The organism is Anaerotruncus sp. AF02-27 (genome assembly GCF_003465835.1).
In the GTDB taxonomy this organism is placed as follows: Bacteria; Bacillota; Clostridia; order Oscillospirales; family Ruminococcaceae; genus Anaerotruncus; species Anaerotruncus rubiinfantis.
This window is the reverse complement of the sequence record NZ_QSBX01000043.1, coordinates 1-15,028: the sequence shown is the minus strand read 5'-3', so window position 1 is coordinate 15,028 and position 15,028 is coordinate 1. Positions and strand designations below refer to the sequence as shown.

Below are 15,028 nucleotides of genomic sequence, written 5' to 3'. Positions count from 1 at the left end.
CTGCTCTGCGAAAAAGCCGACGATGTGTATGGCGGCAGGCTCCCGGTCCATGTGCGCTGTCTCATTGACGAGTGCGCCAACATCGGCCAGATCCCCAAGCTGGAAAAGCTGGTTGCCACCATCCGAAGCCGTGAGATTTCCGCCTGTCTGGTGTTGCAGGCACAGAGTCAGCTGAAGGCGATCTATAAGGATAACGCAGATACCATCATCGGCAACATGGATACTTCCATCTTCCTGGGCGGTAAGGAGCCAACCACCCTCAAGGAGCTGGCTGCCGTGCTGGGAAAGGAAACCATCGACACCTACAACACCGGAGAGAGCCGTGGGCGTGAAACTTCCCACTCTCTCAACTATCAAAAGTTGGGGAAAGAGCTGATGAGCCAGGATGAGCTTGCTGTTATGGATGGCGGCAAGTGTATTCTCCAGCTGCGCGGTGTGCGTCCTTTTCTTTCGGACAAGTACGACATTACCAAGCACCCCAATTTCCAGTACACTGCCGACGCGGATGATAAGAACGCTTTTGACATTGAAGCATTCCTGTCCGCAAGGCTGAAACTCAAGCCCAATGAGGTCTGCGATGTATATGAAGTAGACACAGAGGGCGCTTAACTTCGTTCCGCTTTTGAAGGGAGTGATCTTATCTATTCGCCGCACCTGCCCTCTATGGGCCATTGGCGTACAAAGCGGACAATCCCAAGAAAAAAATAATGAAAAAGGAGGACAGCCGGAATCATGCCCCCGGAAACCGGGCGGCAGATTGTTCCGGCTTTTGTATGCCTATGAAACATGACAAACCTATTTTTTAATCAGATTCCGGCTAACAAACTATATGGCATTTTTTGAACAGGCAATCACCGTTCTTCAGACCCTCGTTATCGCGCTCGGTGCCGGTCTCGGTATCTGGGGCGTTATCAACCTGCTCGAAGGTTACGGCAACGACAACCGTGTGACACGTTCGTAAGTGAAAAGCTTACGCACAAAGTCGAAGGGCTTTCAAGCCTGAAACTTTGGAGAACTGATATTCCGATGAGTGAAATGAGGGAGTAACGCCCCGAAGCGCTCACACTGATACTCCGACTGGCATCAGCGTGCAACCGCCAAAGTGTCAGAAGCTCGGTAAAGTCGGCAGAGAGTAGCCGTAAATATGGCTAACTACCATATACGAAAGCTATCCAGCGGTGGATGGTGCTACCTATATGCCGGGTGTCGGTTACCCATGGTCAGAATGTACGAAAGTACTGACGAACTTCCGAATGTACAAGTCTAAACGTTGATACTGTCGAAAGGCAGTAGCCCTTGTATGGGCGTGTCCGTGGATTAGTAAGAATGGTTGTTATGAACATCCATATATCGTTACAGGCGATATGATTATGCATGATTGGACACAGGCTTAGAGGAAGGACCTAAAGGTAATCAATGATAGGAATACCGGAACGTGGAAAACTGGGAACGTATGAAACAAGCCGTTGCAGGTCGTTGGACGGGAAAGCCGGGCAAAACCGGTACAACCGTACTTAATCCCAGTGAGAGTAGGGGCACAGTACCTGTGAAGCGATGCTAAACATCGTGGAGGGATAGCCCCGAGTCGAATTCAACGAAACAAATGAATATACGATAAACGCAGCTTCGAGTATGACAAAGAAAATCCAAACCGAAGGGAGAGGATGCCTGTGTTGACTTCGAAACAGCAAGAACAGAAATCTAAACAGAGAAAAATCCGCAATTCTGAGTATTACGATATGGTAAGTACTTTTGACGGACTGTATGCGAACAGTAAGAAAGGCAAGATATTTAATCATCTCATGGAAGTCATTGAGAGTGAGGAGAATATCAAGCTGGCATATAGAACTATAAAGACGAATACAGGAAGTGATACCGCAGGTGTGGACAAAAGGACAATTAACGACCTTGCTAAATTAAACGAGGAAGAATATGTCCGTCTCATAAGAAAGCAATTCAGTTGCTATCACCCACGCCCAGTAAAGCGTGTGGAGATACCAAAGCCCAATGGAAAGACCAGACCCCTGGGAATTCCAACTATCGTTGACCGAGTGGTACAGCAATGCATCTTACAGGTCATGGAGCCGATATGCGAGGCAAAATTCAGCGATAATTCTTACGGATTCCGTCCGAATAGATCCGCTGAACATGCCATCGCTCAGTGTATGCGATTGATACAGGTACAGCATATGTATCACGTAGTAGATCTTGATATTAAAGGATTTTTCGATAACATCAATCATACTAAACTGATAAGGCAGATATGGGCATTGGGAATAAGAGATAAGAAACTGTTATGCATCATTAAGGAAATGCTGAAAGCATCTGTTATTCTGCCAAATGGAGATAAAACTTTCCCCATCAAGGGAACTCCACAAGGCGGTATCCTGTCGCCATTGCTTGCAAACATTGTTTTGAACGAGTTGGATTGGTGGATTACTTCCCAATGGGAAGAAATGCCAACGAAAACAGATTTTACAACAAGAAGCAATAAGCAGGGAACAGTTATCAAAAGCCATGCTTACAGGGCTTTGCGCAGAAGCAGACTGAAAGAAGTGCATGCGGTGCGATATGCCGATGATTTCAAAATCTTCTGCCCTACACATGCAGAAGCCGTCAGAGCGTATAAAGCCACAGAAATGTGGTTAAAAGACCGCTTAGGTCTTGATATAAGCCCCGACAAATCAAAGGTAGTCAATCTGAAAAGGCAGTATTCTGATTTTCTCGGATTCAAACTGAAAGTGCGGAAAAAGGGAAAGAAATATGTCGTCAGGTCACATATGTGTGACAAGGCATATAAAAAGGCTCATGAAAAGCTGACAGAGGAAGTGAAAACTCTGGCTCATTCGTCAGATGACACAGCTCAGTTTATGCAGTTGCAGAAATATAATTCTGTAGTCGCAGGATTACACGAATACTACTGCATTGCAACAGAAACAACAGCAGACTTTGGAAGGCTTGCCTTCGGTATCAACAAACAGCTTAGAAACAGGCTGAAAGGCGATGTATCCCGTAATGGTGCTCTGAGAAATGGTTTCATCAAAGACAAGTATGGTAAAAGCAGGCAATTGAGGTTTCTGCATGAACGTCCCATTGTTCCAGTGGGAGCCGTTCCACAGAAAAATGCCCAAAACAAAAGGAAAGTCATCAATAAATACACAGCCAAGGGACGAGAACTGATTCATAAGAATCTTGCTATCAATACCGACGCAATGTTATGGCTGATGCGTAATCCTGTTAAAGGCAGGTCGATTGAATATGCAGATAACAGAATATCACTATTTGCGGCTCAATATGGTAAATGTGCAGTCACTGGACTTCCTATGGAAGTGCATGACATACACTGTCACCATAAAATGCCATCAAGCAAAGGTGGTACGGATGCATATGAAAATCTGATATTAATCTCAAAAGCTGTCCATGTGATTATCCATGCAACGTCTGAAAGCACAATCAGAGAATATCTAAACCCACTGCAATTAGATGATTCTAAACTTGCAAAACTTAACAAACTTCGAACTATGGCAGAAATGCCTGTAATCATTCTTTGATAATTATGCTGTTACGAAGTGTGTAAATCGTATATGAAAAGCCCTGGCGGTTGAATTCGATGGAACGCCGTGTGCGGTGAAAGCTGCATGCACGGTGTGGAGCGGGGGAAAATCCGGAGATTATATCAAAGGATTACCTATCGCTATCTGGTGCAAAGAGCCAGGGCATGAAGCAGCTCATGGCCGGTGCTGGTGTAGCCGTAGTCGGCATGGTCCTTGTACCTCTGCTCTCCGGGCTTTTCTCTGTCTAAGCGTCTCCGTATGAAATCCTTGCCGCTCCCGCAGCTTTGCGGGGGCGGCGGAAAGGAGGTTGACACCGTATGGATTTCTTACTTGAAGCCCTGACAAATTGGCTGAAAGAAATGCTGGTGGGCTGTATTATGAGCACCCTTTCGGGGATGTTTGACAGTGTAAAGCAGCAGGTCGCGGATATATCCGTACAGGTAGGCCAGACCCCACAGGGATGGAATGGCAGTATTTTCAGCATGATTGAGAATCTGTCCAACTCCATCATGGTGCCGATTGCAGGTGTGATTCTGGCTATCGTGATGACCGTAGACCTGATCCAGATGATTGCAGACAAGAACAACCTGCATGATGTGGATACCTGGATGATTTTCAAGTGGGTGTTCAAATCAGCTGCCGCCATCCTCATTGTCACAAACACATGGAATATCGTGATGGGCGTCTTTGATATGGCGCAGAGCGTAGTGGCGCAGGCGGCAGGGATTATCAATTCGGATGCGTCCATTGACATTTCCTCAGTTATGACCGATCTGGAACCGAGGCTGATGGAAATGGATTTGGGACCGCTGTTCGGACTGTGGTTCCAATCCCTCTTTATTGGCATTACCATGTGGGCGTTGTATATCTGTATCTTTATCGTTATTTATGGCCGTATGATCGAGATCTACCTTGTGACTTCGGTGGCTCCCGTTCCAATGGCTGCAATGATGGGCAAAGAATGGGGCGGTATGGGACAGAATTACCTCCGATCCCTGCTGGCGCTGGGCTTTCAGGCGTTTCTCATTATCGTCTGCGTGGCAATTTATGCTGTGCTGGTGCAGAACATCGCTCTGGAAGATGACATCATCATGGCAATCTGGAGCTGCGTGGGCTACACCGTACTGCTATGTTTTACGCTGTTCAAAACCGGCAGTCTCGCCAAATCAGTCTTTCAGGCGCACTAAAACGGAAGGAGGTTTCCACATTGGCTTATGTACCCGTACCCAAGGACTTAACAAAAGTCAAAACAAAGGTCATGTTCAATCTGACCAAGCGGCAGCTTATCTGCTTCACGGGCGGAGCGCTTATTGGCGTACCGCTTTTCTTTTTGCTCAGAAAACCTACCGGAAACAGTGTAGCGGCTATGTGTATGATGCTGGTTATGCTGCCCTTCTTTATGCTGGCTATGTACGAAAAGCATGGACAGCCCCTGGAAAAGATCGTGGGCAACATTCTCAAAGTAGCTGTGATCCGTCCCAAGCAGCGTCCCTACCAGACCAATAACTTTTATGCCGTATTAAAGCGGCAGGAAATGCTCGATAAGGAGGTGTATGACATTGTTCACCGCAATAAAAAAATGGCTGCATCGGATGTTCGGGAAAACCGAGGAAAAAACTGTGCAGCCGGTAAAGACAAAGAAAAAGCTGTCCCGCGCCGATAAGAAGCAGATCGACGCGGCCATTGTCCGCGCCAACCGCACGGACAAAAAAGGAAAATCTGCGCAGGACAGTATCCCTTATGAACGGATGTGGCCGGACGGAATCTGCCGCGTATCGGACAGCCACTACACAAAGACCATTCAGTTTCAGGACATCAACTATCAGCTCTCCCAAAACGAAGATAAGACGGCAATCTTTGAGGGTTGGTGTGATTTCCTCAATTATTTTGACAGCTCGATTCATTTCCAGCTGTCTTTTTTGAACCTTGCGGCATCGGAGGAGACCTTTGCTAACTCCATTTCCATCCCGCCCCAGAGGGATGCCTTTGACAGTATCCGCGAGGAATATACCACAATGCTGCAAAATCAGCTGGCCAGAGGTAACAACGGTCTCATCAAGACCAAATACCTGACCTTTGGTATCGACGCAGACAGCATCAAAGCCGCCAAGCCCCGTCTGGAGCGTATTGAGACCGATATACTCAACAACTTCAAGCGTCTTGGTGTAGCTGCCAGAACGCTGGACGGTAAAGAAAGGCTTTCTCAGCTTCATGCGGTATTCCACATGGATGAACAGCTCCCGTTTCAGTTTGAATGGGACTGGCTGGCTCCTTCCGGTCTGTCCACAAAGGATTTTATTGCACCAAGTTCCTTTGAGTTTCGCACCGGCAAGCAGTTCCGTATGGGCAAGAAATACGGGGCTGTTTCTTTTTTGCAGATTCTCGCACCGGAACTGAATGACCGTTTGCTGGCTGATTTTCTGGATATAGAAAGATCGCTCCTTGGGAGTATGCACATTCAGTCGGTGGATCAGGTGAAAGCCATCAAAACGGTAAAGCGAAAGATTACCGACCTGGACCGCAGCAAGATCGAGGAACAGAAAAAAGCAGTCCGTGCCGGATACGACATGGACATCATTCCATCTGACCTTGCTACCTACGGCAGTGAAGCGAAAAAACTCTTGCAGGATTTGCAGAGCCGCAACGAGAGAATGTTCCTTTTGACCTTTCTGGTGCTGAACACAGCGGACAATCCCCGTCAGCTTGGCAACAACATCTTTCAGGCAGGCTCTATTGCCCAGAAGTATAACTGTCAGCTGACCAGGCTGGACTTCCAGCAGGAAGAAGGGCTGATGAGCTGTCTGCCTCTGGGACTCAATCAGATTGAGATTCAGCGAGGACTGACCACCAGTTCCACAGCTATCTTTGTGCCCTTTACTACGCAGGAACTGTTCCAGAACGGGAAAGAAGCTCTGTACTACGGCATCAATGCTCTGTCCAACAACCTCATCATGGTGGACAGAAAGTTGCTGAAAAACCCCAACGGCCTGATTCTGGGTACGCCGGGTTCCGGTAAGTCCTTCAGCGCAAAACGAGAAATTGCCAACTGCTTTTTGCTTACCAGTGATGATGTTATTATCTGTGACCCGGAAGCGGAGTACGCACCTCTTGTTGAGCGTCTGCATGGGCAGGTCATCAAGATCTCACCTACTTCAACCAACTATATCAATCCGATGGATCTGAATCTGGACTATTCGGATGATGAAAGCCCGCTGTCACTCAAGTCTGACTTTATCCTCAGCTTGTGTGAGCTGATCGTGGGCGGTAAGGAGGGCTTGCAGCCGGTGCAGAAAACCATTATTGACCGTTGTGTACGGCTGGTTTACAACGAATATCTCAATGACCCAAAGCCGGAGAATATGCCGATTTTGGAGGACCTTTATAACTTGCTGCGGGAGCAGGAAGAAAAAGAAGCTCAGTACATTGCAACGGCATTGGAAATCTATGTAACGGGTTCTTTGAATGTGTTCAATCATCAGAGCAATGTGGACATTGATAACCGGATTGTCTGCTATGACATCAAGGAACTGGGCAAGCAGCTCAAGAAAATCGGTATGCTGGTGGTACAGGATCAGGTGTGGAACCGCGTTACCATCAACCGTGCCGCCCACAAGTCTACCCGCTACTACATCGACGAGATGCACCTGCTTTTGAAGGAGGAGCAGACCGCCGCCTATACGGTGGAAATCTGGAAGCGATTCCGCAAATGGGGCGGCATCCCCACCGGCATCACGCAGAATGTCAAAGATCTGCTTTCCAGCCGTGAGGTGGAGAACATCTTTGAAAACTCGGACTTCGTGTATATGCTCAACCAGGCAGGCGGAGACCGACAGATTCTCGCCAAGCAGCTGGGCATTTCCACGCACCAGCTTAGCTATGTGACCCACTCCGGTGAGGGCGAGGGCTTGCTGTTCTATGGCTCCACAATTCTGCCTTTCGTGGACCACTTCCCGAAGAATACCGAGCTGTACCGCATTATGACCACTAAACCCCAGGAACTGAAAAAGAAGGAGGATGAATGATGATGAACCCCAACATTTTGAATCAAAACCCGTTGATGTTTTTTGACAGGGCGGTAAATGCCCAGCGCAGCCAGCTGCTTACGGTCATGGCCGATGCGGTAAGTGAGTGCCGCACGGCGGCAGATCAGGCAGCCGAACTGAATGAGACCGGTCAGGTGGGGCTGCTCCGTCTGGCAGAGGTCTGGAGCACCATCCGTGCCAAGGAAGGTATGGGTGGTCTGGTTCTGGAAGGAACCGAAGCGAAAATCCTGTCCGATGTGGTGGCACAGTTTTACGCCTACCTGTCCGGTTGTATGTTCAACGATCCTGTGGGAATGGCCATTTATGCAGAGCTGCACTACATGATGTCCTCCCTCATGCTGGGAGAATGGTTTGAATAAGGAGCCGCGCCTGCGCTTTACTGATGAGGAACGGTCTGACCCTGCACTGGAAAAGCCGATCCGTAAAGCGGAGAAAGCTGCGGCCAGAGCAGATAAGGCGCAGGCCAATATCCCAAAGAAAAAGGTCAGGCAGACGGTCATTGACCCGGATACCGGAAAAAAGACCTCGAAGCTGACCTTTGAGGACAAGAAAAAGCCACCTTCCAAAGTTTCTCAAGGAGTCAGGGAAGCTCCCGTCCATCTGGTCGCAGGCAAGCTCCACAAAGAGATCCGGGAAACAGAGCAGGACAATGTGGGCGTGGAAAGCGCCCACAAGTCCGAGGAAGCGGTGGAGACCGGCGCTTATCTGGTGCGGGAGGGCTATCGCAGCCACAAGCTGAAGCCGTACCGCAAAGCAGCACAGGCAGAGTGCCAACTGGAAAAGACAAATGTAAATGTTCTGTACCAGAAATCTTTGAAGGAAAATCCCCAGTTTGCCAGCAACCCTCTTTCCCGCTGGCAGCAAAAGCAGGCCATCAAAAAGCAGTATGCCGCCGCCAAACATGCCGGTCAGACTGCTGGAAATACTGCCCAGGCTGCATCCAAAACAGGAAAAGCCGCAAGGACGGTAAAAGAAAAGGCACAGCAGGCAGGGGCATTCGTCATGCGCCACAAGAAGGGTTTCCTGATGGCAGGGGTTTTGTTCCTCATTACCTGTATGCTGATGAATACCATGTCCTCCTGCTCCATGATGGCGCAGAGCATCGGTTCCGTTCTCTCCGGCACCACCTATCCGTCGGATGACTCGGAAATGCTGGCGGTGGAGGCAGATTATGTAGCCAGAGAAGCCCAGTTGCAGGAGGAAATCGACAACATTGAAAGCAGTCACCCAGGGTATGACGAGTATCGCTATGACCTTGGTATGATCGGCCATGACCCTCATGAACTGGCGGCATTTCTCTCTGCCGTCTTGCAAGGCTACACCCGGCAGAGCGCTCAGGCAGAGCTGGCGCGTGTGTTTGCAGCACAGTATCAGCTGACGCTTACTGAGGAAGTGGAGATTCGCTACCGCACGGAGACCTCAACCGACCCGGAGACCGGCGAGACCACCTCAGAAGAAGTTCCCTATGAGTATTACATTTTGAATGTGAAACTCGCCAGCAAGCCCATTTCCGCTGTGGTGTCGGAACTTCTGACCCCGGAGCAGATGAAAATGTATCAGGTTTACCGGCAGACCATGGGCAATAAGCCGCTGTTGTTTGGCGGCGGCTCCCCTGATACCAGCGGCTCGGAAGATCTGCCCGGTGTGCAGTTCATTAACGGTACCCGCCCCGGCAATCCTCAGCTGGTGGAACTGGCCAAGCGTCAGGTGGGCAATGTGGGAGGTTATCCCTACTGGAGCTGGTACGGCTTTGACTCCCGTGTGGAATGGTGCGCCTGCTTCGTATCCTGGTGCTATAACCAGGCAGGAAAAAGTGAGCCGCGCTTTGCAGGCTGTGAGTGGCAGGGTGTTCCGTGGTTCCAGTCTCATGGACAGTGGGGCGCACGAGGATATGAGAACATCGCCCCCGGTGATGCCATTTTCTTTGACTGGGATTTGGATGGGACAGCAGACCATGTAGGTATCGTGATCGGTACGGATGGCAGCCGTGTTTATACCGTGGAGGGAAATTCCGGCGATGCCTGCAAGATCAAAAGTTATGACCTGAATTATCAAAGCATTAAGGGCTACGGCCTGATGAACTGGTAACAGAGATTTTTAAGAAGGAGTGATAGACGATGGCAAAGAACAAAATTGAGCGCATTGACCAGGAGATTACAAAGGTCCGCGAGAAGATCGCAGAGTATCAGGAAAAGCTCAAGGCGCTGGAAGCACAGAAAACCGAGGCAGAAAATCTAGAGATCGTCCAGATGGTGCGCGCCCTGCGTATGACCCCGACCCAGTTGAGCGCCATGCTGTCCGGTGGCACAGTTCCCGGCAGTTTGGCTGATGACAATAACGAACAGGAGGAAAACAGCTATGAGGAATAAACGATTACTCCGAACACTTTCCGCCTTTTGCCTGACAATGGTTGTGGCATTTGGCTTTACGATCCCTGCTTTTGCACAGGGGTCAGAACAGGCTCCGGCGGCACCGGCAGAGGATTCTACCAATGATAGCAACGTGATTGTGGAAGAAACAGAACCGGCACCGGCACTTACACCGGAGGGGAATGCGGCACTGGTGGATGATTTTGGAGGCAACAAGCAGCTTATTACTGTTACGACCAAAGCTGGAAATTACTTTTACATCCTGATTGACAGGGCGAATGAGGATAAAAAGACTGCTGTTCACTTTCTGAATCAGGTGGATGAAGCGGATTTGATGGCACTGATGGAAGATGGAAATGCTAAAGAGGAGTCGTCTGCTGTGTGTAGCTGCACGACAAAATGTGAAGCAGGGGCAGTCAATACGGCTTGTCCGGTCTGTGCAACTGATAAGAGTAAATGTACGGGCAAAGTACCGGAACCTCCGGCAGAAACATCGGAGCCGGAAAAAGAGAAGCCTGCCGGATTGAACCCGGCTGCGATAGTCCTTTTGCTGGCTCTGCTGGGAGGTGGTGGCGTATTTGCCTACTTGAAGCTCGTTAAGAACAAGCCTAAGACCAAGGGCAATGACAGTCTAGACGATTATGATTATGGCGAGGAAGATTCCGAGGAATGGGAAACCGAGGATGAGGAGTCGGAAGAAACGGATGCTGACGGGGGCAGCACAGAAGAAGATGACGAGGACAGCGTGAAATGACCCGTTTCACAGACAGTCCCTATGAACGCATGATGACACGCAGGCCGGAGGGCGGGAGGGAAACTTCCCGTCCTCCTTCTTTATCCCACAACCACCCCTGCTATGGTTGCGGGAGTTATGGAAGTCCCTGCGTAGGTATCTGCCATCGTGAGATGGAACGCTGGCTCAAAGAAAGGAAACGAAAAAAATGAGTGTTCTGATTATATTTATCAAGCTGATTGCTGTTTTTGACCTGCTTGTGATTGCTGTGTATTTTGGCGGCGACATTCTTTCTACCATGTTAAACAAACTTTGGAGAAAGCCAAAGCAAGATGACCCCTTTGATTTCTCCTTAGATACCATGACAGTTTCATTGTCCATAGATTCTATCCGTCAGCTTTATTCCGGTGACGCGGCAGATTTTGTGGAAGAAAAGATCCTGCCAAATGCGGAGAAAACAATGGCCGTTTTGACGGAACAAGAACAGACGGCGGCTCATCTGCTCTTATCCGCTCTGATCGGTTTTCTTGCAGCAGAAGCTCCTATGGATGAACAGAGCTTTCCTTTGATGATGGAACTTCTGAACTGCATGGAAGGGGAAAAAGAAGATGGTTGTCAGGATGCAGTAGATAGTTTACTTGAAGATGCCGCCTGCAATACCCGCCGTCACGAAGAATATTACAGCAATTATCAACGCTACCAGCTGATGCAGGTGGATAAAACCCGTGTCATTTTGGCTTGCCGTATCATCATCAATGACCTGCTGGGGAAACTGTACCGCTATGACTACCGGTTTGGTTATAACCTGCTACTGGATGAGGAAAACAGCATAGAGAAAAAACTGCACACGCCTGTGCGGGAAGAATGGGAGGCTGAAGATTATGAATTTAGTGATTGCTGAAAAACCATCGGTTGCACAAAGTCTGGCTACGGTAATCGGTGCAACTGCTCGTAAGGATGGGTATCTGGAGGGTAACGGCTGGCGTGTCAGCTGGTGCGTGGGCCACCTGGCCGGTCTTGCGGATGCAGACAGCTATGACTCCAAGTATGCCAAGTGGCGATATGATGACCTGCCTATCCTGCCGGAGCATTGGCAGATGGTGGTGGGAAAGGACAAGAAAAAGCAGTTTGATATTCTCAAAAAGCTGATGAACGCCCCGGATGTGACGGAGGTAGTAAATGCCTGTGATGCCGGACGCGAGGGCGAGCTGATCTTCCGCAGCGTCTATGAGCTGGCAGGCTGCCAAAAGCCGATGAAAAGGCTCTGGATTTCTTCGATGGAGGACTCCGCCATAAGGGAGGGCTTTGCAAACCTGCGCCCAGGTGTAGATTATGATGGACTTCGGGATGCTGCTCTCTGCCGTGCCAAGGCCGACTGGCTGGTGGGGATCAATGCCACAAGGCTTTTTTCCGTGCTGTACCACCGCACCCTCAACATCGGGCGCGTGATGTCCCCAACGCTGGCACTGATTGTTCAGCGAGAAGCTGAGATCGACACCTTTAAGCAGGTTCCCTTTTATACCGTGGCGCTGGAGCTGCCCGGTCTTACCGTATCCGGGGAGCGCATGAGTGACCGAGCAAGCGCAGAGCAGCTGAAAGAAGCCTGTCAGGGTGCAGCTGTCACAATCAAAAAAGTGGAGTGCAAGGAAAAATCCGAAAAGCCGCCTGCCCTCTATGACCTGACTACTCTGCAAAGAGATGCCAACCGCCTGCTTGGATTTACAGCCCAGCAGACCCTGGACTATCTGCAAAACCTGTATGAAAAGAAGCTTTGCACCTATCCCCGTACTGACAGCCGCTATCTGACCGGTGATATGGCAGACAGCCTGCCGGTGCTGGTGAATCTGGTTGCCAATGCTATGCCATTTCGCAAAGGGATCGCCATTACCTGTGATCCGCAGACGGTCATCAACGACAAGAAAGTAACCGACCACCACGCAGTAATCCCTACCAGAAATCTCAAGGATGCAGACCTTTCTGCCCTTCCTGCGGGAGAAAAAGCGGTGCTGGAGCTGGTGGCCCTGCGTCTGCTGTGCGCCGTAGCCCAGCCCCATATCTATTCGGAAACCGTTGTGATTGCAGCGTGTGCCGGTGGGGAGTTTACCACAAAAGGAAAAACGGTGAAGCACCCCGGATGGAAAGCACTGGAGGACGCTTATCGTGCCAAAATGAAGGATACAGAGCCGAAAAAAGAGGGCGTAGAGAAAGCCCTGCCGGAGCTGACCGAAGGACAGACCCTTTCGGTTTCTGCGGCAATCGTCAAAGAAGGCAAAAGCAGTCCGCCTCAGCACTTTACGGAGGACACCCTATTGTCCGCGATGGAGACTGCTGGAAAAGAGGATATGCCGGAGGATGCCGAGCGAAAAGGTCTGGGTACACCGGCCACCCGTGCCGGTATTTTGGAAAAGCTGGTATCTGCCGGTTTTCTGGAACGAAAAAAGAGCAGGAAAACGGTGCAGCTTCTCCCTTCCCACGATGCAGTTTCCCTTATCACAGTCTTGCCGGAACAGCTACAATCTCCGCTTTTGACTGCCGAGTGGGAGTACCGTCTGGGCGAGATCGAGCGCGGGCAGCTTGCCCCAGAGGAGTTTCTGGACGGGATCAGCACCATGCTGAAAGATCTGGTGGGGACTTATCAGGTCATCAAGGGAACTGAGTACCTGTTCATTCCGCCCTGTGAGGTGGTGGGCAAATGTCCTCGCTGCGGCGGTGAAGTTGCAGAACTGCAAAAAGGCTTCTTCTGTCAGAATGATTCTTGCAAATTTGCAATCTGGAAAAACAACAAATGGTGGGCTGCCAAGAAAAAACAGCCGACCAAGGCTGTGGTGTCTGCACTGCTTAACGATGGCCGTGTCCGTGTAACGGGCCTATATTCTGAGAAAACTGGCAAGACCTACGATGCCGCTGTGGTTTTGGAGGACGATGGACAGTACGCCAACTTTAAGCTGGAATTTGACCAGCGGAAAGGAGGCAGCCGATGAAGCTCTCTTTAGTGGAACGGGAAACCATTTTCCTCTATAACCAGGCAGAACCAATGGCTGAGGTCTACACCCACGATCCCCGTCTGATGGAGAAGCTGGAACTGCTGGCAAAAAAGCACCCCGACCAGATCACCCGAAAGGATGCCCATAACTTTACCGTCCCCAAGCGGTGTGTATCAGTCAGGGAGCCATACAGCGCAGAACGCCGCAAAGCTGCCAGTGAGCGTGCGAAAGCTGCCGGATACCAGCCCCCTGTGAGAAAGGCCGGCAGTTAAAGGCACATGGCAGAGAATGTATTTGAAGCAGTCAAGCAGTCGGTCAGCACCAGAGAAGCGGCAGAGTTTTACGGGATAAAAGTCAGTCGAACTGGCATGGCCTGCTGTCCCTTTCACGATGATAAGAACCCCAGCATGAAGGTAGACCAGCGGTTCCACTGCTTTGGCTGCGGTGCAGATGGGGATGTGATCGACTTTAACGCAAAGCTCTTTGACCTCTCCCCAAAAGAAGCGGCGGAGAAACTGGCACAGGACTTTGGCCTGATCTATGACAGTCAGGCCCCTCCCCGAAGGAGGTATGTCCGGCAGAAAACCGAGGCACAACAGTTTCGGGAGGACCGGCAGCGGTGTTATCGCGTACTGTCCGATTACTATTATCTGTTGAAAAAATGGGAAGCCGACCGTTCTCCCAGGACACCGGAGGAAGAACCGCACCCCCGCTTTGTGGAAGCAATCCAGAAGAAAACCTATGTAGAGTACCTGCTGGACCTTTTTCTTTATGAAAGTGAAGAAGAACAAAAGGCATGGATTGCAGAACACACAGCAGAAATCACACACTTGGAAAGGAGATTGAAAATCATGGCTGAGAACAAACCCACCAACCGAGAGCGGCTAAGGGAAATCACAGATGGCATCGAGCAGGGCATCAAAGAACTGTTTGAGAGTGAAAAGTATATGCGCTATCTGTCCGTCATGTCCCGCTTCCACCGCTATTCGGTAAACAACACCATGCTCATCTATATGCAGAAGCCGGACGCTACATTGGTAGCCGGATACAATAAATGGAAAGACCAGTTTGAGCGTCATGTAAAAAAGGGCGAGCATGGCATTACCATCATCGCCCCCACACCGTATAAGAAGAAAATCGAGGAGCAGAAGCTGGACCCGGATACCAAGGCTCCGATTTTGGATAAAGACGGAAAGATCGTCACAGAGGAAAAAGAAATCGAGATCCCCATGTTTCGTCCGGTCAAGGTCTTTGATGTGAGCCAGACCGACGGGAAACCTTTGCCTGAGCTTGCTTCCTCCCTTTCCGGCAATGTGCCAAATTATGAGGCATTCATGGAGGCTCT

Annotated in this window: 14 protein-coding genes and 2 pseudogenes; all 16 read left to right on the top strand. The window is 50.0% G+C overall.

What is annotated here, in order from left to right:
- Nucleotides 1–609 (top strand): type IV secretory system conjugative DNA transfer family protein (locus DWV16_RS17945; RefSeq protein ID WP_118480805.1); only part of this gene is annotated, 609 nt, incomplete at its 5' end.
- Nucleotides 610–829: 220 nt separating this feature from the next.
- Nucleotides 830–958, top strand: a pseudogene (locus DWV16_RS17940) (Maff2 family mobile element protein); the annotation flags it as partial.
- Nucleotides 959–1,664: 706 nt separating this feature from the next.
- On the top strand, nucleotides 1,665–3,551 hold the full coding sequence (gene ltrA, locus DWV16_RS17935; RefSeq protein ID WP_118480801.1) for a group II intron reverse transcriptase/maturase: 1,887 nt from the start codon (nucleotides 1,665–1,667) through the stop codon (nucleotides 3,549–3,551).
- A gap of 149 nt (nucleotides 3,552–3,700) precedes the next feature.
- Nucleotides 3,701–3,802: pseudogene (locus tag DWV16_RS17930) on the top strand (Maff2 family mobile element protein); the annotation flags it as partial.
- 69 nt (nucleotides 3,803–3,871) lie between these two features.
- Complete coding sequence (locus DWV16_RS17925) at nucleotides 3,872–4,741, top strand: VirB6/TrbL-like conjugal transfer protein, CD1112 family (protein WP_118480799.1); 870 nt, start codon at nucleotides 3,872–3,874, stop codon at nucleotides 4,739–4,741.
- A 20-nt stretch (nucleotides 4,742–4,761) separates the two neighbouring features.
- Nucleotides 4,762–5,217 carry a PrgI family protein gene (locus tag DWV16_RS17920; protein WP_009272665.1) on the top strand — a complete coding sequence of 152 codons (456 nt, stop codon included), beginning with the start codon at nucleotides 4,762–4,764 and terminating at the stop codon, nucleotides 5,215–5,217.
- On the top strand, nucleotides 5,174–7,576 hold the full coding sequence (locus tag DWV16_RS17915; protein WP_118480797.1) for a VirB4-like conjugal transfer ATPase, CD1110 family: 2,403 nt from the start codon (nucleotides 5,174–5,176) through the stop codon (nucleotides 7,574–7,576). The genes DWV16_RS17920 and DWV16_RS17915 overlap by 44 nt, the downstream gene beginning before the upstream one ends.
- Entirely contained in the window at nucleotides 7,573–7,956 is a 384-nt protein-coding gene (locus DWV16_RS17910; protein ID WP_007045772.1) for a DUF3851 domain-containing protein, read from the top strand. Before DWV16_RS17915 ends, DWV16_RS17910 begins: the two co-directional genes overlap by 4 nt.
- Nucleotides 7,949–9,685, top strand: coding sequence for a CHAP domain-containing protein (locus tag DWV16_RS17905; protein ID WP_118480795.1), 1,737 nt, complete (start codon nucleotides 7,949–7,951; stop codon nucleotides 9,683–9,685). Before DWV16_RS17910 ends, DWV16_RS17905 begins: the two co-directional genes overlap by 8 nt.
- Before the next feature lie 29 nt (nucleotides 9,686–9,714).
- Nucleotides 9,715–9,966, top strand: a complete 252-nt coding sequence (locus DWV16_RS17900) for a DUF4315 family protein (protein ID WP_006777886.1) — start codon at nucleotides 9,715–9,717, stop codon at nucleotides 9,964–9,966.
- A complete protein-coding gene (locus DWV16_RS17895; RefSeq protein WP_118480793.1) occupies nucleotides 9,956–10,720 on the top strand; it encodes a DUF4366 domain-containing protein in 765 nt (254 codons plus the stop codon). Before DWV16_RS17900 ends, DWV16_RS17895 begins: the two co-directional genes overlap by 11 nt.
- Nucleotides 10,717–10,911, top strand: coding sequence for a hypothetical protein (locus DWV16_RS17890; RefSeq protein WP_118480791.1), 195 nt, complete (start codon nucleotides 10,717–10,719; stop codon nucleotides 10,909–10,911). Before DWV16_RS17895 ends, DWV16_RS17890 begins: the two co-directional genes overlap by 4 nt.
- Complete coding sequence (locus DWV16_RS17885) at nucleotides 10,908–11,600, top strand: hypothetical protein (protein WP_003526248.1); 693 nt, start codon at nucleotides 10,908–10,910, stop codon at nucleotides 11,598–11,600. Before DWV16_RS17890 ends, DWV16_RS17885 begins: the two co-directional genes overlap by 4 nt.
- The gene (locus DWV16_RS17880; RefSeq protein ID WP_118480789.1) at nucleotides 11,581–13,680 is read left to right on the top strand and encodes a type IA DNA topoisomerase; all 2,100 of its coding nucleotides are present in this window, start codon (nucleotides 11,581–11,583) and stop codon (nucleotides 13,678–13,680) included. The genes DWV16_RS17885 and DWV16_RS17880 overlap by 20 nt, the downstream gene beginning before the upstream one ends.
- A complete protein-coding gene (locus tag DWV16_RS17875; protein WP_118480787.1) occupies nucleotides 13,677–13,955 on the top strand; it encodes an immunoglobulin in 279 nt (92 codons plus the stop codon). Before DWV16_RS17880 ends, DWV16_RS17875 begins: the two co-directional genes overlap by 4 nt.
- A 6-nt stretch (nucleotides 13,956–13,961) precedes the next feature.
- The coding region (locus DWV16_RS17870; protein ID WP_243007365.1) for a CHC2 zinc finger domain-containing protein at nucleotides 13,962–15,028 on the top strand (1,067 nt) is incomplete at its 3' end.

What these genes read in the sequence shown, in the direction of transcription:
- ltrA (WP_118480801.1), top strand. Translation starts at nt 1,665, where the DNA reads ATGCCTGTGTTGACTTCGAAACAGCAAGAACAGAAATCTAAACAGAGA.
- DWV16_RS17925 (WP_118480799.1), top strand. Translation starts at nt 3,872, where the DNA reads ATGGATTTCTTACTTGAAGCCCTGACAAATTGGCTGAAAGAAATGCTG.
- DWV16_RS17910 (WP_007045772.1), top strand. Translation starts at nt 7,573, where the DNA reads ATGATGATGAACCCCAACATTTTGAATCAAAACCCGTTGATGTTTTTT.
- DWV16_RS17900 (WP_006777886.1), top strand. Translation starts at nt 9,715, where the DNA reads ATGGCAAAGAACAAAATTGAGCGCATTGACCAGGAGATTACAAAGGTC.
- DWV16_RS17895 (WP_118480793.1), top strand. Translation starts at nt 9,956, where the DNA reads ATGAGGAATAAACGATTACTCCGAACACTTTCCGCCTTTTGCCTGACA.
- DWV16_RS17890 (WP_118480791.1), top strand. Translation starts at nt 10,717, where the DNA reads ATGACCCGTTTCACAGACAGTCCCTATGAACGCATGATGACACGCAGG.
- DWV16_RS17885 (WP_003526248.1), top strand. Translation starts at nt 10,908, where the DNA reads ATGAGTGTTCTGATTATATTTATCAAGCTGATTGCTGTTTTTGACCTG.
- DWV16_RS17880 (WP_118480789.1), top strand. Translation starts at nt 11,581, where the DNA reads ATGAATTTAGTGATTGCTGAAAAACCATCGGTTGCACAAAGTCTGGCT.
- DWV16_RS17875 (WP_118480787.1), top strand. Translation starts at nt 13,677, where the DNA reads ATGAAGCTCTCTTTAGTGGAACGGGAAACCATTTTCCTCTATAACCAG.